The organism is Streptomyces hainanensis, assembly GCF_004348415.1.
In the GTDB taxonomy this organism is placed as follows: domain Bacteria; phylum Actinomycetota; class Actinomycetes; order Streptomycetales; family Streptomycetaceae; genus Streptomyces; species Streptomyces hainanensis.
In genome coordinates, this window is sequence record NZ_SMKI01000057.1 from 1 (window position 1) to 23,209 (window position 23,209).

The window sequence follows — 23,209 nt, forward strand, 5'->3', positions numbered from 1 at the left end:
TAAGAGACCCCCGCAAGTCCCCCGAGGATCGGGCCCGCCAACGCGACCGCGCGACCGTCCAACTAGCCCTGAACCGCGTCCGCCGCCAGAACCGCAGGCGCGACGACCGTGACACTGACCACTCCCGCGAGGACAACCGAAGGCCTCTGCGCGACCGCGACCGCACACGTCCCCTTGACAAGGACCGCACGCGTCCCGCTGGCCGCGATCGCACTAGGCCACGTGATCGCCGCCCGTCCCGTGATGAAGAACGCCGTCGCCGTGCGGACAATGATGCTCGTCGGGTGCGCGACGCCTATGCCCGCCGCCGGGATCGACTGCGAGAACAGCAACGCAGGCGCGAGGAACGGCGACAGCGACAGCGTAAAGAACGCCGCCAAACCGAGGGCTCGTCGGAATCTAAAGCGGCCCGTTTGCGGCGGATCGCTGCGCGAATCCGCCCAATAGAGGAGCGGAAACTCAGGCCCGGGATGAGTGTGATTGTTCATCGAGGGCTTCTAGCTGGACTGCGAAGATGGTTCAGGCTGACGAGTCTTTTCCGGGACGGTGCGACAAATTTTGAGGTGGTAGCTACTTTGAATCCGGCGGCGCAAATAGCCACCGGTGACCATGATGCTGGGACCGAGACGGACTATCTGCATTGGCGAACGGATCGTGCGCTGCCGCCAGTGAAGGCCCCGGATTTCCAAGACGGCATCCTGACATCTGGATTCAGGGCGGAATACCTGAACGAGAAATTTGCAGGTCTAGGGCAATATGCGGGGCAGCGGACGGGTGAGCCGATAGGGTTCCAGTATATCGTGGATCATATTCCGAATAATGACAATGACAGCGAACGTTGGAGTCGTACCCACCTACTTGCAAGAGAGCTGGGAGGTTCCGCAAAGCATCAGAACCTCGTTCCTGCCAGGCAGTACGTGAATATGGCGATGCGGAGAACCGAAGCGCCCGCAGCTGCGCATATTGAGTCAGGACAAGACATTGTCTGGTATGACGTCAGGGTGCAGTATCACGACCCTAGGCCGGAGACTGGGTATCCCGGTAACCAGTTGCCTCGAGGCTTTCCAGCCTCGATCACGGTGAGTTGGGGGCGCTATGAGCTTCTTCCGGGCAAGCGGGGAGAGAAGCGGAAGCACTGGCGCGATCTCGGAACCGCAGACACCTTGCCGCTCACGGATTTGGAGGAGCCCCCAAAACCAACCGACACCAACCCGTTCAATATAAACAAGGAAACTGTGGAGAGGATTCAGCGGGTGCTGTTTGTCATCCCGAGTGTGGCTGAAGATATTCACGGTTTTACCGGCGTCAAGCCGCAAACTATTGACCAGGTGATTGAGCGATTGAAGGCTGCCAGAGAGGGCAGGCCGGGGCATCCTTTCGCAGGGTATGAGAGGTTGAGGAAGCGGCTTCAGGAACTGAAGAAGGAAAAAAGACTGCTCTTCTAGTGAGGCAGGTGAGAGGCGTGTCGTACAGCCGCGGCGAGGAGCTTCAATTGGATTCTCTCAGGGAGTTGCGTGCCTGTGCTGCCATGAAGGTAGAGTCCGAAAACTTGGAAAAGTCGGAAGTCTCCGTGAGTGACGTTTCCTTGTCTGGAGTGGGAGAGGAGTGGGTGAATTTCTTTGAGAGTGTCGAGGTGAGGAACTGTTCTCTTGAGTTCGCCTCCTTTTCCTGTCGATGGGTATGGAGGGACGGTCGGCCTTGGCTCGGGGGTGAGTTTCGGATTCCTCATATGTTTCATATTCTTCATGGGAGCCCGCCGACGGCGGTCTCGGGAGGGTCGAAGAGCGTCTCTCGGGTGATGTCGCAGCTCCGTATGATCGACTCGGCACCTCGTGCCGAAACAGGGCAGACGACCTTCGTTCGGGCTTCTGGATGGGATGGGATGCCTGAAATTTGGTATCGCGATCGCTATTTGTTCACCCCGGAAAACGCGAATGGCCTCATGAGGCTTGACCTTACATATTGCCAATATATCGACACTCTGCGGGCGACGAAAGGGACCCTTGGGTGGCCTCTTTTGTACGGAGATATTTTACTGCGAGGTAAGGTGTTCCATGAATATGTCTTGAATCTGCGGAAGATGTTGGAGATTTTTCCGCAAGAGTTTCCTGGTTATGACTATGCGGAGTTGAACGGGCGATTGGCGGAACGCTTGTGAGCGCACGGTACAGCGACATACCGAAACCCATCCGGTCCGGGATCGTGATCGTGGATCCGCTGCGCGGGACGCCGCAACGCATCATCGTGCTCCAGTTCAATCCGGACAGCCTGGAGCGGAGTCTGGCTCCGCAGACCGCCGGGGCGGAAGGGGCCGGGGACCGGACCGAGGCGCTACGGCTCAAGGGGCCGGCCGTGGAGACCTGGAAGTTCACGGCGGAGATCGACGCCACCGACCAACTCGACGTGCCGGCGCCGGAAGGGATTCATCCGCATCTGGCCGCGCTGGAGATGCTGGTGAATCCGACCTCCGCCCAGCTGCGCACGCTCGAGGCGCTCGCCGCCGCCGGCACGCTCGAAATCACGCCGATCGAGGCGCCGTTGACGCTCTTCACCTGGGGGAACAAGCGGGTGCTGCCGGTGCGGCTCACCGAGCTGGCGATCACCGAGGACGCGTTCGACGTGGAGCTGAACCCGATCAGGGCGAGCCTCAGCATCGGGCTGCGCGTGCTGACCGTCAGCGACCTGCCGACCGGGCATCGCGGCTACGAGCTGTACCTCGCACACCTCGCGCAGAAGGAGCGGCTCGCGGCCTCCGTGGCCAACGGTCGGCTCGCCACGCTCGGGCTCAACGGAGGGGGAGGCCTGTGACCGACCACGACCGCTTACTCGATGCCGCGCTGCCCGCCGTCACCAACTACCCGCGGTCGAGCCGCTACCACGGCGTCGGGACGGCCGTGCACGTCACGGCGGACGGGCGGGAGATCCCGTACCTGAAAAGAAGGCTCATCCCGAAGCAACCCACCGACGACACCGTCGAGAACGTCCCGCACACCGTCAGCGCAGGCGAACGCCTGGACCTCCTCGGGCACCACTACTTCGGCAGCGCCGGACAGTGGTGGCGGATCGCGGACGCCAACCCGGCAACGGACCCTCGTGAGTTGACGGACACGCCGGGGGAGCGGTTCAACATTCCCCTCCCCGGGGGGAGTTCACATGGCGGTTGACGAACCCGTCCGGCGCGGGCCCATTCACCTCACGCTCCGCATGGGGGCGCAGATCGCGCGCCCGGTTCCCCGTGAGGTGACGGACGCCCTGCTCTCCGCGCAGGTCACCATGTCCGCGGGTGAGCGAAGTGGGTTCCAGCTCTCCTTCGACCTGTCGAAGCGTGGACTGATCAACACCCGCCTGCTGCCGGACGGATTCTTCGACCCCAAGACGCGGGTCGTGTTGTCGACCACCATCCAGGGCACGACCACCGTGCTCATGGACGGGGTCCTGATCCGGCAGGAGGTCGGGATCAGCAACCAGCCGGGGCAGTCCACCCTCACCGTCACCGGTGAGGACCTGACCGTGCTGATGGACCTGGAGGAGCGGCAGGGCGTGCCGTTCCCCTCCATGGGGCCGGCGGCCCGCGTCTCGCACATCATCTCCCGCCCCGAGTACGCCAGGTACGGCATCGTCCCGCAGGTGATGCCGGAGCTGATCCGGCAGATGCCCGTGCCCACCCAGCGGATCGACTTCCAGACGGGCACGGACCTCGCCTACATCACCGACCTCGGCAAGGCGAACGGGTTCGTGTTCTACCTCGATCCAGGGCCGACGCCCGGCATGAGCCGCGCCTACTGGGGCCCCGAGGTCCGCCTCGGCACCCCCCAGCACGCCCTCAACGTCAACATGGACGCGCTGTCCAACGTCGACCAGCTCACGTTCTCCTTCGACGGCACGGCCCGCGAGGAGCCGCAGGCCCGGGTGCAGTTCCAGGCGACCCGCGTGTCGCAGGTGCTGGACGTGCCCGAGGTGAGCGTCTTCCGGCCGCCGCTCTCCCAACGCCCCGCCCCCGCCCTCAAGAAGAAGGTGCTGGGCGGCACCGCCAAGAAGGAGGGGCCCGAGTCCCTCGCGGAGATCCTCGGCAAGGCGATGGAGGTGGCGGACGCGGTGTCCGGCTCGGGCCAGCTGGACGTGACGCGGTACGGGTACGTGCTGCGGCCCCGCGAGCTCGTCGGGGTCCGGGGCGCCGGCATCACCTACGACGGCCGCTACTACGTCAAGAGCGTCACCCACGACCTGCAACGCGGCTCGTACACCCAGAACTTCACCCTCGCCCGCGAGGGGCTGATCGCGCTCGAGAACACCGTTATCCCCTAGCCGGCACAACAGGCAAAAGACGGAGCACACCCGCATGGCGACAACCGGACCACGCACCTACCTCGGCAAGTACCGGGGCACGGTCAAGGACAACCGTGACCCGCAGGGCCTCGGCCGCATCAAGGTCCAGGTTCCGGACGTCCTCGGCGACGAGCCGTCCACCTGGGCCATGCCCTGCTTCCCGCTCGCCGGCCCCGGCACGGGGAACTTCCACCTGCCGCCCGTCGACACCGGCGTCTGGGTGGAGTTCGAGCAGGGGGACGTCAGCTACCCGATCTGGACAGGGTGTTGGTACGGCGCGGCCGACGAGGTGCCGCGCGACGCGCGGAGCGGCACCCCCGAGGCCTCGCAGAACGTGGTGCTCCAGACCCGGGGCGAACGGGTGCTGCTCCTCTCCGACGAGCCGGGCGGCAAGGGGATCACGCTGCGCCACCCGTCCGGGGCCTCCATCGTCATCGACGACTCGGGCGTGCACATCAGCAACGGGCAGGGGGCCAGCATCTCGCTCGTCGGATCGACCGTGTCCATCAACCAGGGCGCGCTCACGGTGACCTGAGAGACCAGGGGGAGGAAGACAACGATGTCCGGAAACCTGCTGACCACGGCAGCCACCGTGACCTGCCCGCACGGCGGCCAGGCGACGGCGCTGCCCGCCCAGACGCGCGCCCTCGCGGTGGGCGCGCCCATCGACACCCAGGCGGACCTCTACACCGTCGCCGGCTGCACCTTCGCCGTCGGCGGCAAGCCGCAGCCCTGCGTCACCATCCGTTGGACCGGCCCCTCGGCGCGGATCAGGGCCGGCGGCTCGCCGGTGCTGCTCCAGTCGTCGACCGGCCAGTGCCTCAGCGCGGAGGGTGTGCCGCAGGGACCGCCGAACGTCACCTCGGTGCAGCAGCGGGTGGTGGGGGAATGACGACGCCGCGCACACCCGACGTGCCCCGCGTCGACATCGCGTTCCCGTTCCGACCCGACAGCAGGGGCCGGACCGCGCACGCGGAGTACGACGACCATGTGCGGCAGATGATCGAGCAGTTGCTGTTCACCAGCCCGGGCGAGCTCGTGATGGAGCCGGAGTTCGGCTGCGGGCTGCTCGACCTCGTCTTCGCGCCGAACAGCCCCGAGCTGGCCTCCGCCGTCCAACTCTCCGTGCACGCCGCCCTCCAACGCTGGCTGGGCGACGTCATCGAGGTGGAGGCCCTTGAGGTGATCAGCGAGGAGAACGTGATCCGGGTGCTGCTCACCTACACCGTCCGGCGCACCGGGACGCGCCGGGTCGGCGAGACCTTCGAGTACGAGAGGGGCGGGGCCGCGTGAGCACGGAGTGCGGGACGGAGAAGCGGCGCGGCCGGGTCCGCGCGGCCCGGCTGAACGGCGTCGACGGCGTCGAGGTCAGCGACGACGGACGCACGTTGACCGTCACCTTCCTCGGGAAGGCGCCGCGGCGCGTCGGGCCGCAGAACATCCGGATCGAGGGCGGCCGGCGCGTCACCGGGATCCGGGCCACCGCCGTCGAGGTCCACCGCGAGGAGGACCCGGAGCTCGACGACCTGATGCGGGTGACCGTCGACCGGCCCGGCGACACGTCCGCCTACCGGCTGGCCGTCGTGGAGCAGGACCCGCACGGCCGGCCGGGCACCACGCCCTACCGGGGCTTCGACCCCCGCTACCACCAGGCCGAGTTCTCCTTCTGCCAGGGCCGGCCCACCCCCTTCGACTGCCTGCCCGAGAAGCCTGACGAGCCCGACACCAGGCCACGGCCGGTCATCGACTACACGGCACGCGACTACGAGAGCCTGCGCCGCCTGGTGCTCGACCGCATGAGCCTCACCACCCCCGGCTGGGTGGAGCGCCACCTGCCCGACCTGGGCGTGACGCTGGCCGGGCTGCTCGCCCACACCGCCGACCAACTCTCCTACCAGCAGGACGCGGTGGCTACCGAGGGCTACCTCGACACCGCCAGAACGCGGGTCTCGGTCCGCCGCCACGCCCGGCTCGTCGACTACCCGATGCACGACGGCTGCAACGCCCGCGCCTTCGTCGCCCTGGAGACCGACCGCCAAGTGGCGTTACCACGCGGCAGGTTCCGGTTCGCGGCCGTCGACGTCAGCCGCCTCGGGCCGACGGACCGGCCCGAACTCGGCCCGGTGCTCGACGAGGACGAGGTGAACGCGCTCACCGGCCGGGCCGGCGTCGAGATCTTCGAACCGCTGACCCACGCCGACGTCACCCTCCGCCCCGAGCACAACGCCATCTCCTTCTGGACCTGGGGCGACGCGGACTGCGTCGTCCCCAGGGGCGCGACGTCGGCGACGCTGCGAGACGGCACGGGCCGCCACCACCACGAGGAGAGGAAGAGCGACAAGCGCGGCCAGCGGCGCGCGTTGCGGCTGCGGCCAGGGGACGTGCTGATCCTGGAGGAGGTCATCGGGCCCCGCACCGGCACCCCGGCCGACGCCGACCCGGCCCACCGGCAGGCCGTCCGCCTCACCTCCGTCACCCCGCTCGTCGACGAACTGCACGACCAGCCGGTACTGGAGGTCGAGTGGGCGGCGGACGACGCGCTCGCCTTCCCGCTCGTCGTCTCGACACGCGCCGGCATCGACTGCGCCCCGCTCGACGACGTCAGCGTGGCGCGCGGCAACGTGGTGCTGGTCGACCACGGCCGGTCCCTCACCCACTGCGGGGGCGTGCCCGAGACGTTCACCGTGCCGCCCGAGCCGGTCACCCTCCCGCCCTGCGGCCCGGCGGGCTGCGGCTGCGCCGACCCGCGCCCCGAGGGCAGCCCCTCCGCAGAGGCCGTCCGCGCGCTCCGCGACCAGACCCGTGCCGGGCGACACCTGCGCCCGGCCCAGGTGCGGGAGCTGTTCACCCTGCTCGGCGAGGGCACCGTCACCCGGGCCGGTCTGGACATCCACCTCGCGCCCGGGACGACGACGGGCACGGGGGCACCTCCCAGCGTCAGCTGGGGGAGGGTCCAGCCGCCGACCGCCGACGCGCAGGCAGCCGCGCTGGAGACCCTGCTGGCCCAGACCACCTACCCGGCCGTCCCCGAGCTGTTCCGCCCGGTGCTCGCCCGCTCGCCGGTGACCCAGGCCGCGCCCTACCCGGAGCCTGACCGGGTCGCCGCCGGGCAGGCGGCGCTGCTCGCCGCCCTCCCCGACCGACTCCGCGAACGACTCGGAGAACTGTGGCGGGCCGCCGACGACGGGCACCCGCCGGGCCGCGCCGAGCGCGCCGAACTCGCCGTGATCTTCGGCGAGGCGACCCTGGAACGGCTGCGGTTCGACCACCAACCAGTGCGCGCGCTGCAGGAGTTGCTGGCCCGCCTGGAGCGGCTGCTGGCCACCGGGCTGCGGCGGCTCGACGTGCTCGTCGCCCGCGCCAGGGCCGGCGGCGTGCTCGACCGGTACGTGGTCTGGGAGACCGCGCAGACCTGGGGCGACCGCCTCGTCGACGGGCTCGACCCGGACGACCCGCGGCTGGCCGGGCCCGCCGCGGCGGCCGTCCGCCAGGACCCGGGGGCCGCCCTGCCCGCCGTGCGCGTCACCACCGCCGACGGCGCCTGGACGCCGCGCCGCGACCTGCTGGCCAGCGGCCCGCGCGACCGGCACCTGGTCGGCGAACTCCGCGAGGACGGCCGGCTCGCCCTCAGGTTCGGTGACGGCCGGCACGGCGCCGCGCCCAAGCCGGGCCCGCTGGACGCCGGTTACCGGATCGGCGGCGGCACCGCCGGCAACGTCGGCGCCGAGGCGATCGGCCATCTGCTGTGGTGCCGCGACGAGTCGGGGACCGCCAAACGGTCCCGCAAGCCCGACATCCGGGCCGTCGTCCGGGTCCGCAACCCGCTGTCCGCCACCGGCGGCACCGAGCCGGAACCGATCGACGAGGCGCGGCAGCTCGCCCCGCTGGCGCTCAGGCGCCGCCCGCTGCGCGCCGTCACCGCCGCCGACTACGCCCGGCTGGCCGCCGAGACGCCGGGCGTGCAGCGGGCCGCCGCCGAGCTGCGCTGGACCGGCGCCTCCCGGGAGGCGCACGTCGCCGTGGACGCGCTGGGCACCGCCGACCCCACCCAGCGGCTGCTGGACGCCGTCGCGCACCGCCTGGAGACGTACCGCAGGATCGGCCACGACCTGGTGGTGCGGGCGGCGACGCCCGTCCCGCTCGACATCGAGCTGACCGTGTGCGCCGCGCCCGGCTACCAGCGCGGCTACGTGCTCGCCGGGCTGCGCCGCGCGCTCGGCGCCGGCGCCGGCGGCTTCTTCCACCCCGACGCGCTCACCTTCGGCGAGCCGGTGCGGCTCAGCCGGCTGATCGCGTTGGCCGCCGCCGTGCCCGGGGTGTCCAGCGTCCACGCCACCCGGCTGCGGCGGCTGTTCGGGCAGGACGAGGGCGAGTTGGCGGCCGGACTGCTGAGGATCGGCCCGCTGGAGATCGCCCGCTGCGACAACGACCCCGACCGGCCGGACAACGGCCGGCTCTCGCTTGTGATCGGAGGTGGCCGATGAGCGGCACCACCCGTGGCCGCGGCTGTGGCTGCGGCTGCGACGGCGGCGGGACGGCCGCCGGCCCGTACAACCCGCCGGGCCTCGACGGCATCGCGTACCGGGTGGGGGAGCACCCCGACCTGCTGGCCGCCATGCTCGAACGCCTCTCGGGCCCCGCCTATCCGGCGCTGCGCGGCCTCACCGTCCGCACCGCCGACGACCCGGCCATCGCGCTGCTCGACGCCTGGGCGGTGCTCGGCGACCTGCTCACCTTCCACACCGAACGGATCGCCAACGAGGGCTATCTGCGCACCGCGCGGGACCCGGAGTCGCTGGCGCTGCTCGGGCGGCTGGTCGGCCACCGGCCGCGCCCCGGCGTCGCCGCCGACACCTTCCTCGCCTACGCCCTCGACCGCGACCCGCGCAGCGGCGAGGAGGCGGCCGTCACCATCCCGCGCGGCGCCCGCGCCCAGAGCGTGCCCGGGCCCGGCGAGGAGCCGCAGACCTTCGAGACCGCCGAGGACCTGCCGGCCAGGGCCTCCTGGAACCGGCTCGGGGTGCGTCGGCGCCGCCCCTACCAGCTGACGGCCGGCCAACTCGTCGCCCGCCGGGAGATCCACGTCGCCGGCACCACCAACAACATCAAACCCGGCGACCAACTGCTCTTCGTCTTCAGCGCCGAGCAGACCGCCGACCCGGCGACCCGCGCCCTGCTCACCGTGCCCGAGGTGCGGATCGACCGCGAGGCCGACGCCACCGTCGTCGGGCTGCCCAGGCCGGCGCTGCCGTCCCTGGCCCGGATCCTGGAGGAACTGGCGACCTGGATCACCCCGGGCGACCAGGACACCCCCAACCCGTGGCCGGACGGCAGCCGGCTCGTCGCCGACTTCGACGAGGACGTGCTGGCGCCGCTGCGCGCCGCGCTCGACACCCTCGACTCGCCGAGCGAGCTGGCGGCGGTGCTCGGCGAGACGCTGGAACGCCTCGCCGAGGCACGGGAGTTGGCGGCCGAACATGAGGACGCCGAGGAGTGGTTCGCGGCCCTCGCCGACCGGCTCGCGGCGCTGCGGGAACAGGCCGGGCAACTGGAGCCACCCCAGCCGGACGCCGCCCCCGCCACGCGGAGCCTGGCCGCCGAGTTGGGCCTCCTGCCGGCCGCGGCCGGGCTGTCGCCCGACGCGGGCGCGCCATCCGGCGCCGCCCCGGCGCCGGGCGAGCCGCCGGGGTCCGGGAAACCGCCGGAGGCCAGCCCCGCGCTCCGCGCCCTCGGCGCGCTGCTCGCCGCGCTCCGCGTCACCCCCGGCCGGCCGCCGATCGGCGCCCCGCGCCCGCCCCGCGACCCGGGACGGGTCTACGCCCCGGGCTCCGACCTGGGCGCCCAACTCCTCGCCGCCCTCGACCCCCGGCTGCGCGACGGCCTCTACGCGGCCTGGCGCGCCGTGGACGTCACCGCCCCGCTCGCCCTGCACGAGCTCCAGGCGATGCGCCAGACCGCCACCCCGTTCGGCGCCACCGCCCCGCTCAAGCCGGTGTACGACGCGCAGGGCCGCGTCATCCGCTACGAGGACTGGCCGCTCACCGGCACCAGGCTCACCGGCCTCCGCGTCTCCTACGACGGCGAGGGCGTCGCGCCCCGCCGGGTCGAGCTCTCGCACACCGAGGCCGGCGGCTCGGTGCGGGCCGGCTTCTCGCTGCCCGGCGACGACGGCACCCACGACTTCGGCCCCGGCGCCGTCCGGATCACCACCCACGAACCGCCGGAGGACGACGAGGGCCCCGAGCAGCCGACCGAGCGGGAGCCGGGCGTCGAGCTGGAGCTGCGGCCCGACCTGCCGGAACGCACCGTCTTCGTGGCCCGGCCCGGCGAGGACGGACTGATCCACGTGGCCGTCGGCGACGCCGACCCCGTCGAGTACCGCCTCGCGCCCGGCGACGAGGAGTCCACCGTCCAGGGCGAGTTGACCGTCACCGTGCGCCGCGCCCCCGAGGGCGGGACCGAGGCCGTCGAGGTGACGTTCTCCTCCGAGCTCGCGCTCACCTCCCGCAACGTCCTCGCGCTCGACGCCGTCTACGAGGGGATCGCGCCCGGCAGTTGGGTGGTCGTCAGCCGGCCCCGAAAGGGCGTGACCGGGCAGATACCGGGCGATCCGAAGCTGGCCCAGGTCATCACCCGCGTCGTCGGCGCCCGGGTGCTGTCCCGCGCCGACTTCGGCATCACCGGCAAGGTCACCGAACTGACCCTCCAGGACCCCTGGTTGGACGACGAGGACCGGCTGCTCGCGCACATCAGGGACGCCACCGTGCACGCCCGCGGCGAGCCCGTCGCGCTCGCCGACGAGCCCGTCACCGAGCACGTCGCCGGCGACGAGATCGAACTCGACGGCCTCTACGACGGGTTGGCGCCCGGCCGGTGGGTCGCCGTCACCGGCGAGCGCGCCGACATCCCCGGCACCACCGGGGTCCCCGGCACCGAACTGGCCGTGATCGCCGCCACCGAGCAGCGGGTCGACCCCACCAGGCCGGGCGACACGGTGCACACCGTGCTCCGGCTCACCACCGCCCTCTCCTACCGCTACGCGCGCGCCACGGTGACCGTGCACGGCAACGTGGTGCCCGCCACCCACGGCGCCACCCGCGACGAGACCATCGGCAGCGGCGACGCCGCCCGCACCGGCCAGACCTTCACCCTCTGGCAGGCGCCGCTCACCTGGCTGCCCTCCGACTCCCCGCTCGGCGCCGAGTCGACCCTGCGGATCCGCGTCGACGGGGTGCTGTGGCACGAGGTCGACAGCCTGGTCGGCCGCGGCCCGGGCGAGCGGGTCTACGCAACCGGGCGCACCGAGGACGGCCGCACCACCGTGACCTTCGGCGACGGGGTGCACGGCGCCCGGCTGCCCACCGGCACCGAGAACGTGCGGGCCGAGTACCGGGTCGGCGTCGGCCGCGCCGCCAACGTGCCGGCCGGGCGGATCACCCAGCTCACCACCCGGCCGCTCGGCGTCTCCGCCGTCACCAACCCGGTGCCCGCCACCGGCGGCGCCGACCCCGACCGGCCGACGCCGGCGCCTCGGGGCGCACCCGGCCTCGCGCCGGCCACCCGCGCCGTGCCGCTGGCCGTCTCGGCCCTCGACCGGCTGCTCTCACTGCCCGACTACGAGGACTTCACCCGCACCAGGGCCGGCATCGGCCGGGCCGCCGCCGCCCGGATCCACGACGGCCGACGGGCGGTCGTCCACGTCACCGTCGCCGGCGTCGACGACATCCCGCTGGCACCCGACTCCGCCCTGCTGCGCGGCCTCCGCACGGCGCTCTCCGAACACGGCGACCCCGCCCTGCCGGTCCAGGTCGCCGTCCGCGAGCAGGTGCTGCTGGTGATCGCCGGCAGCGTCCGCGTCCACCCCGACCACACCTGGGAGCTGGTCGAACCCAGGCTGCGCGCCGCGCTCCACGACCGGCTCGGCCACCAGGCCCGCGAACTCGGCCAGCCGGCCCACCTCTCCGAGGTGCTGGCCGCCGCCCAGTCCGTGCCCGGCGTCGACCACGTCGACATCGACGTCTTCACCGGCATCCCCGGCTCGCTGACCCCCCTCGACCTGGAACGGCTCGCCGAACGCCTGACCGAGCCACAGCCCGTCGTGACCGCCGCGCTCGCCCGGCACCGCGTGGAGCGGTACGAGGTGCGCGCGGCCCAGGGCGAGCACCTGACCGGGATCGCCGCCGCCAACGGCATCACCGTCGCCGAACTGCTGCGCCTCAACCCCGGCATCACCACCGTCCGGCCGCTGCCGCCCGGCAGCCGCCCGGTCGTCTTCCGCGGCATCCGGCCCGCCCAACTCGCGGTCCTCGCACCGGACCTGCCGGACACCCTGATCCTCGAGGAGGCCGTCCAATGAGCCGGGACCCCGACGGGCTCCACGAGCTGCTGCCCCAGTGGCACCGCATCCGCGACGCCCAGCAGGGCGAGCCGCTGCGCGCGCTGCTCGCCGTCGTCGCCGAACAGGTCGACCTGGTACGCGCCGGCATCGAGCGGAACCACGACGACTGGTTCGTCGAGACCGCCGACGACTGGGTCCTGCCCTACCTCGGCGACCTCATCGGCTACCGCCTGCTGCCCGGGCACGAGCAGGCGCTCACCACCGACCGCCGGCTCGCCGCCCGCCTCGCGCCGCGCCGCGACGTCGCCGACACCGTCGCGCACCGCCGCCGCAAGGGCACCCTGGCGCTGCTCGAGGAACTGTCCGCCAAGACCGCCGACTGGCCGGCCCGCGCCGTGGAGTTCGCCCGACTGCTCGCCGTCCACCAGCCGATCAGGCTGTACGGCGACGGGCGGCCGACCGCCGGGACGAGCCGGCTCGCGCGGGGCCGCACCGTGGACCTGCGCGACGGCGCCGCCCTCGACCTGGTCGACGGGCCCTTCGACACGCTCGCGCACACCGCGGACGTCCGCCGCGCCGGATCCGCGCGCGGGCAGGGCGGCCACACCCCGGTAGGCGTCGGCCTCTTCGTGTGGCGGCTCCGCCCGCAGTCCGTCTCCCGAGGCCCGGCCTACTGCGTCGACCGGGCCCGCAACCTCTACACGTTCTCCATCCTCGGCAACGACGCGCCGCTGGTCGCCAAGCCGGTGCCCGAGCCGTCCACCACCCACATCGCGACCGTCGACAACGTGCCGGCGTTCCTGCGGCGGCGGCTGCTCGCCGACCGGCTCGCCGACTTCTACGGCCCCGGCAAGAGCCTCGCCATCTGGCGCGACGACGACTTCCAGCCCATCCCGGCCGCCGACATCACCGTCGCCGACCTCACCGACTGGGCCTACCGGCCGGCGCGCGGCCAGATCGCCGTCGACCCGGCGCTCGGCCGGATCGCCTTCGGCGCGCGCGGCGCGCCACGCCGCGGCGTCTGGGTCACCTACCACCACGCCTTCCCCGACGAACTGGGCGGCGGCGAGTACCCGCGCGAGCGGATCACCCCGCGCGCCGCCCGCGTCTACCGGGTCGGCCCGGGCCGGGCCGACGACCGGATCATGGGCGCCTTCGAGCGGTGGCGCGCCGACCAGGCCGCCGGCCGGGCCACCGGCGAGGCCGTCATCGAGATCAGCGGCGGCGGCGCCTTCCAGGAGCAGCTGGACCTCGACCTGGAGCCGGGCGACCGGCTCGAGATCCGCGCCGCCGAGGGCACCAGGCCGGTGATCCGGCTCCTCGACTGGTACAGCAACCGGCCGGACGCCCTCAACATCCGTGCCCGGCACGCCGGTTCACAACCGGCCAGGATCACCCTCGACGGCCTGCTGATCACCGGCCGCGGCATCCATCTCACCGGCCCCGTGGGCGCGTTGACGCTCCGGCACTGCACGCTGGTGCCCGGTTGGACGCTCACCGAACACTGCGAGCCCCACGCCCCGCAGGAGCCGAGCCTGGTCCTCGACCACACCACCGCCTGCGTCGACGTCGAACGCACCGTTCTCGGCACCATCCAGGTCGTCGGCGACGAGGTGCGCACCGACCCCCCGCACATCCATCTCACCGACAGCGTGCTGGACGCCACCGACGCCGACCGCGAGGCGCTGTCCGCCCCCGAGTGCCGGCACGCCCACGCGATCCTGCACGCCCGCCGCAGCACCGTGATCGGCGAGGTGCACGTCCACGCCGTCGAACTCGCCGAGGACAGCCTGTTCACCGGCCGGCTGCACGTCGCCAGGCGCGGCATCGGCTGCCTGCGCTTCTGCTACCTGCCGCCCGGCTCCCGCACCCCGCGCCGCTACCACTGCCAACCCGACCTGGTGGGCGAGCGGGTCGTCGAGGCCGCCGAGCGCGGCGAACTCGACGCCGGGCACGTGCCCGCCGTCCAGGAGGCCGAGGCCAGGCGGGTCCGACCCGTCTTCGACAGCCTCCGCTACGGCACCCCCGACTACGCCAGGCTCGCCCGCTCCTGCGCCCCCGAGATCACCAGGGGCGCCGAGGACGGCTCCGAACTCGGCGTCTACCACGACCTGTTCCAGCCGCAGCGCGAGGACAACCTGCGCGCCCGGCTCGACGAGTACACCCCGGCGGGAGCGGACGCCGGCCTCTACTTCGTCTCCTGACGTCCCATGAATCTCGTGAAGGGGGAGCCCACGACATGCACGGCGACCTGTCCCGCGTGACCTTCCGGCCCGCCAGGCACTACTCGGCGGTCCTGCACCAGCAGGGCCGGGTCCAACTCGACGCCGACGCCAACGAGCAGATCGCGATCCAGCTCCACCACGCCCGCACGCTGGCCGCCGACCTCATCGGCCCCCACGGCGGACCGGCCCGTGCGCTCGGCTTCGCCGTCGGCTACGTGCCGGGCAACCGCGAGCTGGACGACCTCACCATCGGCGGCGGCCGGTACTACGTCGACGGCATACCGCTCGACGCCGACCGGCCCGCGCCCGGCGTCCCCGCCGAGCCGGGCCGCCGGGCCCAACCCGACCCGGAGCGGCCCGAGGAGCCCGCCACCTGGACCTACTGGGAGCAGCCCGACGCCCACCTCGACCCCGAGCGGCCCGCCGACCGGCTGCCCGACGAACTCCCGTACCTCGTCTACCTGGAGGTCTGGGAACGCGCGGTCACCGCGGCCGAGGACCCCGACATCCGCGAGGTCGCGCTGGGCGGCGTCCTGCCCGACACCGCCGCCCGGATCAGGACGCTCTGGAAGGTGCTGCCACTGACCGCCGAGCAGCTCGGCGAGATCGAGGGCGAGGGCCCCGAGGCCCGGCGCGCCGCCTTCGCCGCGTGGGCCGCCGGCCGGCAGGCCGCCTCCTCCTGGCTGGCGGCACGCGCCGAGCGCCCGGAGGGCGCCGACGACAAGCCGTGCCTGACCCGGCCGGACGCCCGCTACCGGGGCCCCGAGAACCAGCTCTACCGGATCGAGATCCACGACGGCGGCACCGCCGAGGACGGCGCCACCTTCAAGTGGTCGCGGGAGAACGGCTCCGTGGTCCTCCCCGTCGTCGAGGTCGACGGCACCTGGATCGAGTTGGCGACCCTGGGCGGCGACGGCAAGCTCGCCCTCGACGCCGGCGACTGGGTCGAGGTCCTCGACTCCGCCTACGCCAGCCGCCTGGAGATCCCCGACCCCGCCGAGGACCGCCGCCCGGCGCCCGCCCGGCTGCTCCAGGTCGAGGAGGTGGACCTGCCGGGCCGCCGCGTCCGCCTGCACGAGGAGCCCGCGCCCGGCGTGGGCCGGGCGCCGCACCGCAACCCCTACCTGCGCCGCTGGGACCAGCGGCCCACCGGCGGGCGCTCCGCCGAGCGGGTCGACGGCGCGCTGCCGGTCGCCGAGGGCGTCTGGCTCGACCTGGAGGACGGCGTCCAGGTCTACTTCGAGCCGGGCGGCGGCTACCGGGCCGGCGACCACTGGGTGACGGCGGCCCGCACCGTCACCGGCACCGTCGAGTGGCCGCGGGACGCCACCGGCGAACCGCTGCTCCAACCCCCCGCCGGCATCGCCCGCCACTACGCGCCGCTGGCCTGGATCGCCGCCGACGGCACCGTGGAGGACCTGCGGTACGCCTTCGGCCGCCTCGCCGGGCCGGTCGAGAACGCGATCGAGGGCTGAGCCCGTGGCCAGGCCACTCTCCGCCGACCGGCTGGTCGAGGTGTTGCGCGAGGAGGGCGTGACCGTCGTCGAACACCGCGCCTGGCGCACCCACAACCGCGACGCGCGCGGCGCCTGGGGCCCGGTGAACGGCGTGATGATCCACCACACCGTGACGCGCGGCACCAGGAACTCGGTCGAACTCTGCTACAACGGCCGCCCCGACCTGCCGGGGCCGCTCTGCCACGGGCTGATCGCCAAGGACGGCACGGTCTACCTGGTGGGCAACGGCCGGGCCAACCACGCCGGGCTCGGCGATCCCGACGTGCTGACCGCCGTCGTCGACGAGTCGCCGGCGCCGCCCGCCCGGCGGGCCGCCATCGACGGCAACGCCCGCTTCTACGGCTTCGAGTGCGTCAACCTCGGCGACGGCGCCGACCCCTGGCCCGCCGCCCAACTCGACGCCGTCGAGCGGACGGCCGCCGCGCTGTGCCGGGTGCACGGCTGGACGGAGCGGTCCGTCATCGGCCACCTGGAGTGGCAGCCGGGCAAGATCGACCCCCGGGGCTTCGCCATGGCGGACCTGCGCGGCCGGGCGGGCGAACGGCTCAGCCGCACGCCCGAGCAGCTGGGCGAGGAACCCGAGTCGCCGACCGAGCCGACCCACGAGCCGTTCCCCGGCGCCGACTTCTTCGCCGCCGGCCGGCGCAGCCCGGTCGTCACGGCGATGGGGCACCGCCTGGTGGCCGTCGGCTGCGGCCGCTACCGGGTCGGCCCGGGGCCCGACTGGACCGACGTGGACCGCGCCTCGTACGCCGCCTGGCAGCGGAAGCTCGGCTACTCGGGGCGGGCGGCCGACGGCATCCCGGGGCGCGCCAGCTGGGAGCGGCTCGCGGTACCAAGGCGCTGAGCGCTCGCCGGAGGGGCGGACAGGAGAGGGGCGCGGACCGTGCGGTCCACGCCCCTCCGAGCCGTTCACGTGCGGCAGGTCATCAACCGAGGGTCGCCAGCGTCTCGTTGAACGTCTTCGACGGACGCATCACCGCGGCCGCCCTGGCCGGGTCCGGCTGGTAGTAGCCGCCGATCTCGGCCGGCGAGCCCTGCACCGCGACGAGCTCCTCGACGATGGTCGACTCCTGCTCGGTCAGCGCCTCGGCCAGGCCCGCGAACGCCTCGGCGAGACCCGGGTCGTCGGTCTGCCGGGCCAGCTCCTGGGCCCAGTACAGCGACAGGTAGAAGTGGCTGCCCCGGTTGTCGATGCCGCCGACCCGGCGGCTCGGCGACTTGTCCTCGTCGAGGAAGGTGGCGGTGGCCCGGTCCAGGGTGTCGGCCAGCACCTGGGCGCGGGCGTTGCCCGTGGTCCCCGCCAGGTGCTCGAAGCTCACCGCGAGCGCCAGGAACTCGCCCAGGCTGTCCCAGCGCAGGTAGTTCTCCTTGACCAGCTGCTGCACGTGCTTGGGCGCGGAGCCGCCGGCACCGGTCTCGAACAGACCGCCGCCGTTCATCAGCGGCACCACCGAGAGCATCTTGGCGCTGGTGCCGAGCTCCAGGATCGGGAACAGGTCGGTCAGGTAGTCGCGCAGCACGTTGCCGGTGACCGAGATGGTGTTCTCGCCGCGGCGGATCCGCTCCAGCGAGAAGGCGATGGCCTCGACCGGCGCCTTGATCTCGATGGTCAGGCCCTCGGTGTCGTGCTCCGACAGGTAGGCGCGGACCTTCTCGATCAGCCGGGCGTCGTGCGCCCGGGTCTCGTCCAGCCAGAACACGGCCGGGTCGCCGGTGGCCCGGGCGCGGCCGACGGCCAGCTTCACCCAGTCGCGGATCGGCGCGTCCTTGGTCTGGCACATGCGGAAGATGTCGCCGGCGCCGACCGCCTGCTCCAGCACCGCCTCGCCGGACTCGTCCACCACCCGCACGGTGCCGGTGGTGGCGATCTCGAAGGTCTTGTCGTGGCTGCCGTACTCCTCGGCCTTCTGCGCCATCAGGCCGACGTTGGGCACCGAGCCCATGGAGGCGGGGTCGAAGGCGCCGTTGGCGCGGCAGTCGTCGAGGACCACCTGGTAGATGCCGGCGTAGCTGCTGTCCGGCAGCACCGCCAGGGTGTCCGCCTCCTCGCCGTCCGGGCCCCACATGTGGCCCGAGGTGCGGATCATGGCGGGCATCGACGCGTCGACGATGACGTCGCTCGGCACGTGCAGGTTGGTGATGCCGCGGTCGGAGTCGACCATGGCGAGCGCCGGGCCCTCGGCCAGCTCGGCGTCGAAGGACGCCTTGATCTCGGCGCCGTTCGGCAGCGACTCCAGGCCCTTGAGGATGCCGCCGAGCCCGTCGTTCGGGGTGAGGCCGGCGGCGGCCAGCGCGTCGCCGTGGGCGGCGAACGTCTTCGGGAAGAACGCCCGCACCACGTGGCCGAAGACGATCGGGTCGGAGACCTTCATCATGGTGGCCTTCAGGTGCACCGAGAACAGCACGCCCTCGGCCTTGGCCCGCGCCACCTGGGCGGTCAGGAACTCGCGCAGCGCCGCCACCCGCATCACGGAGGCGTCCACCACCTCGCCGGCCAGCACCGGCACCGACTCGCGGAGCACGGTGGTGGAGCCGTCGTCCCCGGAGAGCTCGATGCGCAGCGTGCCGGGCTCGGCGATCACCGCGGACTTCTCGGTGGCGCGGAAGTCGTCCACGCCCATGGTGGCGACGTTGGTCTTCGAGTCGCCGCTCCAGGCGCCCATCCGGTGCGGGTGGGTGCTGGCGTAGTTCTTCACGGAGGCGGGCGCGCGCCGGTCGGAGTTGCCCTCGCGCAGCACCGGGTTGACGGCCGAGCCCTTCACCCGGTCGTAGCGCGCGCGGATCTCCCGCTCCTCGTCGGTCCGCGGGTCGTCCGGGTAGTCGGGCAGCGCGTAGCCCTGCTCGCGCAGCTCGGCGACGGCCGCCTTCAGCTGCGGGATGGAGGCCGAGATGTTCGGCAGCTTGATGATGTTGGCGGCCGGCGTCTTGGCCAGCTCGCCCAGCTCGGCCAGCGCGTCCGCGATCCGCTGCGACTCGGCCAGGTACTCGGGGAAGGAGGCGATGATCCGTCCGGCGAGCGAGATGTCACGGCTCTCCACGGTGACGCCGGCCGTCGCCGCATACGCCCGGACCACGGGGAGGAACGAGTACGTCGCCAGGGCCGGGGCCTCGTCGGTGTGCGTATAGATGATGGTCGAGTCAGTCACCGCTACTCCGCTTCACGTTCTCACGTCTACGTCGTCGTCTTGACGTCAAGATATCTCGTGCGGGGCCCCGTCCGACAGCGCCCCCCGTCATCGAGCTGCCGGGTGGCCGCCCGCCGTGCTCTCCCGGACGACGAGCCGGTGCGGCGCCACCCGCTCGTCGGGCGGCGCGGTCCGGTCCGTCGTCTCGCCCGCCTCCGCGATGCGGTTCAGCAGCAGTTCGACGGCCACCGCCGCCACCGCGTGGGTGTCCGGGGCGATCGTGGTCAGCGTCGGCGCGCTGAACCGCCCGGCCTCCACGTCGTCGAAGCCCACCACCGCCACGTCGTCGGGCACCCGCAGGCCACGCTCGTGCAGGGCCCGCAGGGCGCCGAGCGCCAGTTGGTCGTTGAGGCACAGCAGGGCGTCGGGGCGGTGCCCGGCGGCCCACGCCTCGGCCACCGCCGCCGCGCCGTGCGGCATCCGGAACTCGGCCACCGGCCACACCGCCGCCGGGTCGTAGCCGACGCCGGCCGCCTCCAGGGCCCGCCGGTAGCCGAGGGTGCGCGCCTCGGCCGTGCCGGGGCCCGGCAGGTCCCGGCCGCCGACGGCCAGGATCCGCCGCCGGCCGAGGGCGAGCAGATGCTCGGTGGCCTCGCGGGCCGCCAGCACGTTGTCGATGGCCACATGGTCGGCGACGCCCGACTCCACCGTCTCGCCCAGCAGCACCAGCGGCAGCGCGCCCCGCCGTTCCCGCACGTCGCCCGCGGTGAGGGCCAGCGGCGAGAGGATCACCCCGTCCGCGAAGTCGGAGTGGAAGCCGTCCAGCGCCGCCAGCTCGTGCTCCCGGTCGGCGCGGGTGCGGTGCACCAGGACGGTGAGCCCGTTCCGCTCGGCCTCCGCGATGATGCCGTTGGCCAACTCGGCGAAGTACGGGATGTCCAACTCGGGGACGACCAGCGCGACGATGCCGGTGCGGCCGCGCCGCAGGTGCCGGCCGGCGAGGTTGACGCGGTAGCCGAGCTCCTCGATCGCCTCCCGCACCACGCGACGGGTCCGGTCCGAGACGTGTTCGTAGTCGTTGATCACGTTCGACACGGTCTTCTCGGAGACGCCCGCGCGCCGCGCCACGTCCTTGATCCTGGGCCTTGGCACCCGACCTCCCTGAGCCGCCCCCGATCCTACGTGCCCCTCCCGCGTCGACCGGCCGTCGGCCGAGGGGGCTTTACAGGTGATGTACATCGATGTAAAAAGGCCGCGCGTCCAACGACGGGCGCCGGAAGAGGTGCGATATGAGCGTCGATCACCCCCTTGGCCACCCCCCTGGAGCCGCCGGCCGCGGCGGCTCCGGCGCCCCGCCCCGGCTCGGGCGGCGGCGCCTGCTCGGCCTGGGACTCGCCGGCGCGGGCGCCGCGCTCGCTCCCTGGGCGCTGGGCGGCTGCGCCAGCCCCGCATCGGCCGGCGGTCCCTCGCACCTCCGGGTCTGGGACCCCTTCTCCGGCGGCGACGGCATGCTGATGGACGAGATGATCGCCGACGTCTCCGGCGGCCGGGACGGCTTCCGGATCGACCGCACGATCCTGGAGTGGGGCCCCTCCTACTACACCAAGCTCGCCATGGCCGCCGCCGGCGGGCGGCCGCCCGAGGTGGCGGTGCTCCACCTCTCCCGGATGGCCGGCTACGCGCCGGGCGGCCTGCTCGACCCCTTCGACCCCGACCTGCTCGCCGAGTTCGGGATCACCGAGGCCGACTTCGTCCCCGGGCTCTGGGAACGCGCCCACCACGACGGCCGGCTCTACGCCGTCCCGCTCGACACCCACCCCTTCGTCGTCTTCTACGACACCGGGATCGCCGACCGCGCCGGACTCCTCGACGGCGAGGGGCGACTCGTCGCCCTCGACTCCCCGGAGGCGATGCTGGCCGCCGGCGCCGACCTGGCCGACGCCGGCGGCGGCGCCGGCATCCTCTTCGGGCACGTGCTCGACCCGGCGCAGAACTGGCGGCTCTTCCACGGCCTCTACGCCCAGACCGGCGCCACCTTCACCCTGCCCGACGGCGGCCCGCCGGGGATCGACGCCGACGCCGCGCTCCGCGTCGTCACCTTCATGTGCGACCTCTTCGACGGCCGCGTCAACCCGAACAACCTGGACTACTTCGGCGCCATGGCCGCCTTCAACGGCGGGCGCGGCGGCCTGGTGATGATGGGGGAGTGGGAGCTGCCCACCCTGGCGGCCGCCGGCCGCCCGCTGGGCGCCGCCCCCTTCCCACCGGTCTTCGGCCGGCCGGGGGCGTTCGCCGACTCGCACAGCTTCGTGCTGCCCCACCAGGAGAACCCGGACCAGGCCAGGCGCCGCGAGGCCCACCGCTACGTCGCCGAGATCCTCCGGCGCAGCCTCACCTGGGCGAGCGCCGGCCACATCCCGGCCTACCAGCCGGTCACGGCCGACCCCGCCTACCGCGAGCTCGAACCGCAGTCCTCCTACGTCACGGCCGCCGAGAGCGCGGTCCTCGACCCGCCCACCTGGTTCACCGGGGCCGGCTCCACCTTCCAGAACGAGATGTGCCAGCCGCTCCAGGCCGCGCTGCTCGGCGACGCCTCCCCCGAGGCGGCGGTCGAGCAGCTGATCGACGAGTGCGCCCAACTGCTCGACCAGCCCAACCCGGTCGTCTGACCGCCGCCGCGCCCCACCAGCTCCCGGAGTCCGCGTGTCCACCACAGCATCGACACCCGAGGCGGCCGCCCGCGCCGGCACGACCGCCACCGCCACCCCGCCGACGGCCGCCGCACGGCGCGCCGGCCCCCGCCGCACCGGCGGCCTCTTCGTCCTCCCCTTCGCCGTCCTCTTCGCCCTCTTCCTGCTCTGGCCCGTGGCACAGGGTGTCTGGATGAGCCTCACCGACGAGTCGCTGACCCTCAGGGACACCGAGTTCGTCGGCCTCGCCAACTACGCCGAGGCACTCGGCGACCCCGACATGTGGCGCTCCCTCGCCAACACCGTGTTCTTCACGGTGATCTCGGCGGTGCCGCTGGTCGTCGTCTCGCTCGCCATGGCGCTGCTCGTGCACACCGGCCTCGCCGGACAGTGGGTGTGGCGGCTCTCGTTCTTCGCCCCCTACCTGATGCCCGTCACCGTCGTCACCATGATCTGGAGCTGGCTGTACCAGCCCGATCTCGGCCTGGCCAACCAGGCGTTGGACGCCGTCGGCATCGGCCCGGTCGGCTGGCTCTCCGACGAGGACTGGGCGATGTGGTCGATCGCCGCCCTGACGGTCTGGTGGACGGTCGGCTTCAACTTCCTGCTCTACCTGGCCGCGTTGCAGTCGCTGCCCGACACCCTCCAGGAGGCCGCCGCCCTCGACGGGGCCGGCGCCTGGCGGCGGCTGTGGTCCGTCACCCTGCCCCAACTCCGCCGCACCACCGTGCTGGTGGGCACCCTCCAGGTGCTGGCCTCGCTCAAGGTCTTCGACCAGATCTTCATCCTCACCAAGGGCGGACCCAACGGCTCCACCCGACCGATCCTCGAGTACGTCTACGACGTCGGCTTCACCGGCTACCGGCTCGGCTACGCCTCCGCCGTCTCCTACCTCTTCTTCGCGCTCGTCATCGTCATATCGATCGCCCAACTGCGGTTCATGCCGCGCCGGGAGGGCTGACCCGTGTCTGTCACCACCCCCGCC

At 72.7% G+C, this 23,209-nt stretch carries 18 protein-coding genes; 15 read left to right on the top strand and 3 right to left on the bottom strand.

The genetic code is table 11. The annotated features are described in order from the left end of the window. Nucleotides 1–62 precede the first annotated feature (62 nt). Nucleotides 63–488 carry a hypothetical protein gene (locus E1283_RS07720; protein ID WP_132817155.1) on the bottom strand — a complete coding sequence of 142 codons (426 nt, stop codon included), beginning with the start codon at nucleotides 486–488 and terminating at the stop codon, nucleotides 63–65. Between E1283_RS07720 and E1283_RS07725 the strand changes: the two genes are divergently transcribed. From E1283_RS07725 to E1283_RS07785, 13 genes are all read left to right on the top strand, one after another. Further along, a complete protein-coding gene (locus E1283_RS07725; protein ID WP_132817156.1) occupies nucleotides 471–1,445 on the top strand; it encodes a DNA/RNA non-specific endonuclease in 975 nt (324 codons plus the stop codon). The two genes, E1283_RS07720 and E1283_RS07725, sit on opposite strands and share 18 nt — an antisense overlap. Nucleotides 1,446–1,795: 350 nt before the next feature. Further along, nucleotides 1,796–2,158 carry a hypothetical protein gene (locus E1283_RS07730; RefSeq protein WP_132817157.1) on the top strand — a complete coding sequence of 121 codons (363 nt, stop codon included), beginning with the start codon at nucleotides 1,796–1,798 and terminating at the stop codon, nucleotides 2,156–2,158. A gap of 44 nt (nucleotides 2,159–2,202) precedes the next feature. Continuing rightward, nucleotides 2,203–2,808, top strand: coding sequence for a CIS tube protein (locus E1283_RS07735; RefSeq protein ID WP_243744673.1), 606 nt, complete (start codon nucleotides 2,203–2,205; stop codon nucleotides 2,806–2,808). Continuing rightward, entirely contained in the window at nucleotides 2,805–3,164 is a 360-nt protein-coding gene (locus E1283_RS07740; RefSeq protein WP_132817159.1) for a LysM peptidoglycan-binding domain-containing protein, read from the top strand. Before E1283_RS07735 ends, E1283_RS07740 begins: the two co-directional genes overlap by 4 nt. Then, nucleotides 3,154–4,305, top strand: a complete 1,152-nt coding sequence (locus tag E1283_RS07745) for a hypothetical protein (protein ID WP_132817160.1) — start codon at nucleotides 3,154–3,156, stop codon at nucleotides 4,303–4,305. Before E1283_RS07740 ends, E1283_RS07745 begins: the two co-directional genes overlap by 11 nt. A gap of 34 nt (nucleotides 4,306–4,339) precedes the next feature. Beyond that, entirely contained in the window at nucleotides 4,340–4,861 is a 522-nt protein-coding gene (locus tag E1283_RS07750) for a phage baseplate assembly protein V (RefSeq protein ID WP_132817161.1), read from the top strand. Nucleotides 4,862–4,885: 24 nt separating this feature from the next. After that, nucleotides 4,886–5,218 (top strand): hypothetical protein, encoded by a 333-nt coding sequence (locus E1283_RS07755; protein WP_132817162.1) that lies wholly within the window; start codon nucleotides 4,886–4,888, stop codon nucleotides 5,216–5,218. Beyond that, entirely contained in the window at nucleotides 5,215–5,619 is a 405-nt protein-coding gene (locus E1283_RS07760; RefSeq protein ID WP_132817163.1) for a GPW/gp25 family protein, read from the top strand. The genes E1283_RS07755 and E1283_RS07760 overlap by 4 nt, the downstream gene beginning before the upstream one ends. Next, the gene (locus tag E1283_RS07765; protein ID WP_132817164.1) at nucleotides 5,616–8,810 is read left to right on the top strand and encodes a putative baseplate assembly protein; all 3,195 of its coding nucleotides are present in this window, start codon (nucleotides 5,616–5,618) and stop codon (nucleotides 8,808–8,810) included. Before E1283_RS07760 ends, E1283_RS07765 begins: the two co-directional genes overlap by 4 nt. Continuing rightward, nucleotides 8,807–12,682 (top strand): putative baseplate assembly protein, encoded by a 3,876-nt coding sequence (locus tag E1283_RS07770; protein WP_132817165.1) that lies wholly within the window; start codon nucleotides 8,807–8,809, stop codon nucleotides 12,680–12,682. The genes E1283_RS07765 and E1283_RS07770 overlap by 4 nt, the downstream gene beginning before the upstream one ends. After that, entirely contained in the window at nucleotides 12,679–14,868 is a 2,190-nt protein-coding gene (locus tag E1283_RS07775) for a hypothetical protein (RefSeq protein ID WP_132817166.1), read from the top strand. Before E1283_RS07770 ends, E1283_RS07775 begins: the two co-directional genes overlap by 4 nt. Before the next feature lie 35 nt (nucleotides 14,869–14,903). Next, on the top strand, nucleotides 14,904–16,364 hold the full coding sequence (locus E1283_RS07780; protein WP_132817167.1) for a DUF6519 domain-containing protein: 1,461 nt from the start codon (nucleotides 14,904–14,906) through the stop codon (nucleotides 16,362–16,364). A 4-nt stretch (nucleotides 16,365–16,368) separates the two neighbouring features. Further along, nucleotides 16,369–17,253 carry a peptidoglycan-binding protein gene (locus tag E1283_RS07785; protein WP_132817168.1) on the top strand — a complete coding sequence of 295 codons (885 nt, stop codon included), beginning with the start codon at nucleotides 16,369–16,371 and terminating at the stop codon, nucleotides 17,251–17,253. An 82-nt stretch (nucleotides 17,254–17,335) separates the two neighbouring features. Here E1283_RS07785 and E1283_RS07790 read toward each other — a convergent pair whose 3' ends face one another. After that, complete coding sequence (locus E1283_RS07790; protein ID WP_132817169.1) at nucleotides 17,336–19,555, bottom strand: NADP-dependent isocitrate dehydrogenase; 2,220 nt, start codon at nucleotides 19,553–19,555, stop codon at nucleotides 17,336–17,338. Between the two features lie 87 nt (nucleotides 19,556–19,642). Beyond that, the gene (locus tag E1283_RS07795) at nucleotides 19,643–20,686 is read right to left on the bottom strand and encodes a LacI family DNA-binding transcriptional regulator (protein ID WP_132817170.1); all 1,044 of its coding nucleotides are present in this window, start codon (nucleotides 20,684–20,686) and stop codon (nucleotides 19,643–19,645) included. 137 nt (nucleotides 20,687–20,823) lie between these two features. Between E1283_RS07795 and E1283_RS07800 the strand changes: the two genes are divergently transcribed. Further along, on the top strand, nucleotides 20,824–22,203 hold the full coding sequence (locus E1283_RS07800) for an extracellular solute-binding protein (RefSeq protein WP_132817171.1): 1,380 nt from the start codon (nucleotides 20,824–20,826) through the stop codon (nucleotides 22,201–22,203). Between the two features lie 34 nt (nucleotides 22,204–22,237). Then, nucleotides 22,238–23,185, top strand: coding sequence for a carbohydrate ABC transporter permease (locus E1283_RS07805; protein WP_132817172.1), 948 nt, complete (start codon nucleotides 22,238–22,240; stop codon nucleotides 23,183–23,185). The last annotated feature ends 24 nt before the right edge of the window (nucleotides 23,186–23,209 follow it).

Excerpts from the sequence above, each read along its gene's own strand:
- E1283_RS07725 (WP_132817156.1), top strand. The coding sequence starts at position 471 with ATGAGTGTGATTGTTCATCGAGGGCTTCTAGCTGGACTGCGAAGATGG.
- E1283_RS07720 (WP_132817155.1), bottom strand. The coding sequence starts at position 488 with ATGAACAATCACACTCATCCCGGGCCTGAGTTTCCGCTCCTCTATTGG.
- E1283_RS07745 (WP_132817160.1), top strand. The coding sequence starts at position 3,154 with ATGGCGGTTGACGAACCCGTCCGGCGCGGGCCCATTCACCTCACGCTC.
- E1283_RS07750 (WP_132817161.1), top strand. The coding sequence starts at position 4,340 with ATGGCGACAACCGGACCACGCACCTACCTCGGCAAGTACCGGGGCACG.
- E1283_RS07755 (WP_132817162.1), top strand. The coding sequence starts at position 4,886 with ATGTCCGGAAACCTGCTGACCACGGCAGCCACCGTGACCTGCCCGCAC.
- E1283_RS07760 (WP_132817163.1), top strand. The coding sequence starts at position 5,215 with ATGACGACGCCGCGCACACCCGACGTGCCCCGCGTCGACATCGCGTTC.
- E1283_RS07770 (WP_132817165.1), top strand. The coding sequence starts at position 8,807 with ATGAGCGGCACCACCCGTGGCCGCGGCTGTGGCTGCGGCTGCGACGGC.
- E1283_RS07775 (WP_132817166.1), top strand. The coding sequence starts at position 12,679 with ATGAGCCGGGACCCCGACGGGCTCCACGAGCTGCTGCCCCAGTGGCAC.
- E1283_RS07780 (WP_132817167.1), top strand. The coding sequence starts at position 14,904 with ATGCACGGCGACCTGTCCCGCGTGACCTTCCGGCCCGCCAGGCACTAC.
- E1283_RS07800 (WP_132817171.1), top strand. The coding sequence starts at position 20,824 with ATGAGCGTCGATCACCCCCTTGGCCACCCCCCTGGAGCCGCCGGCCGC.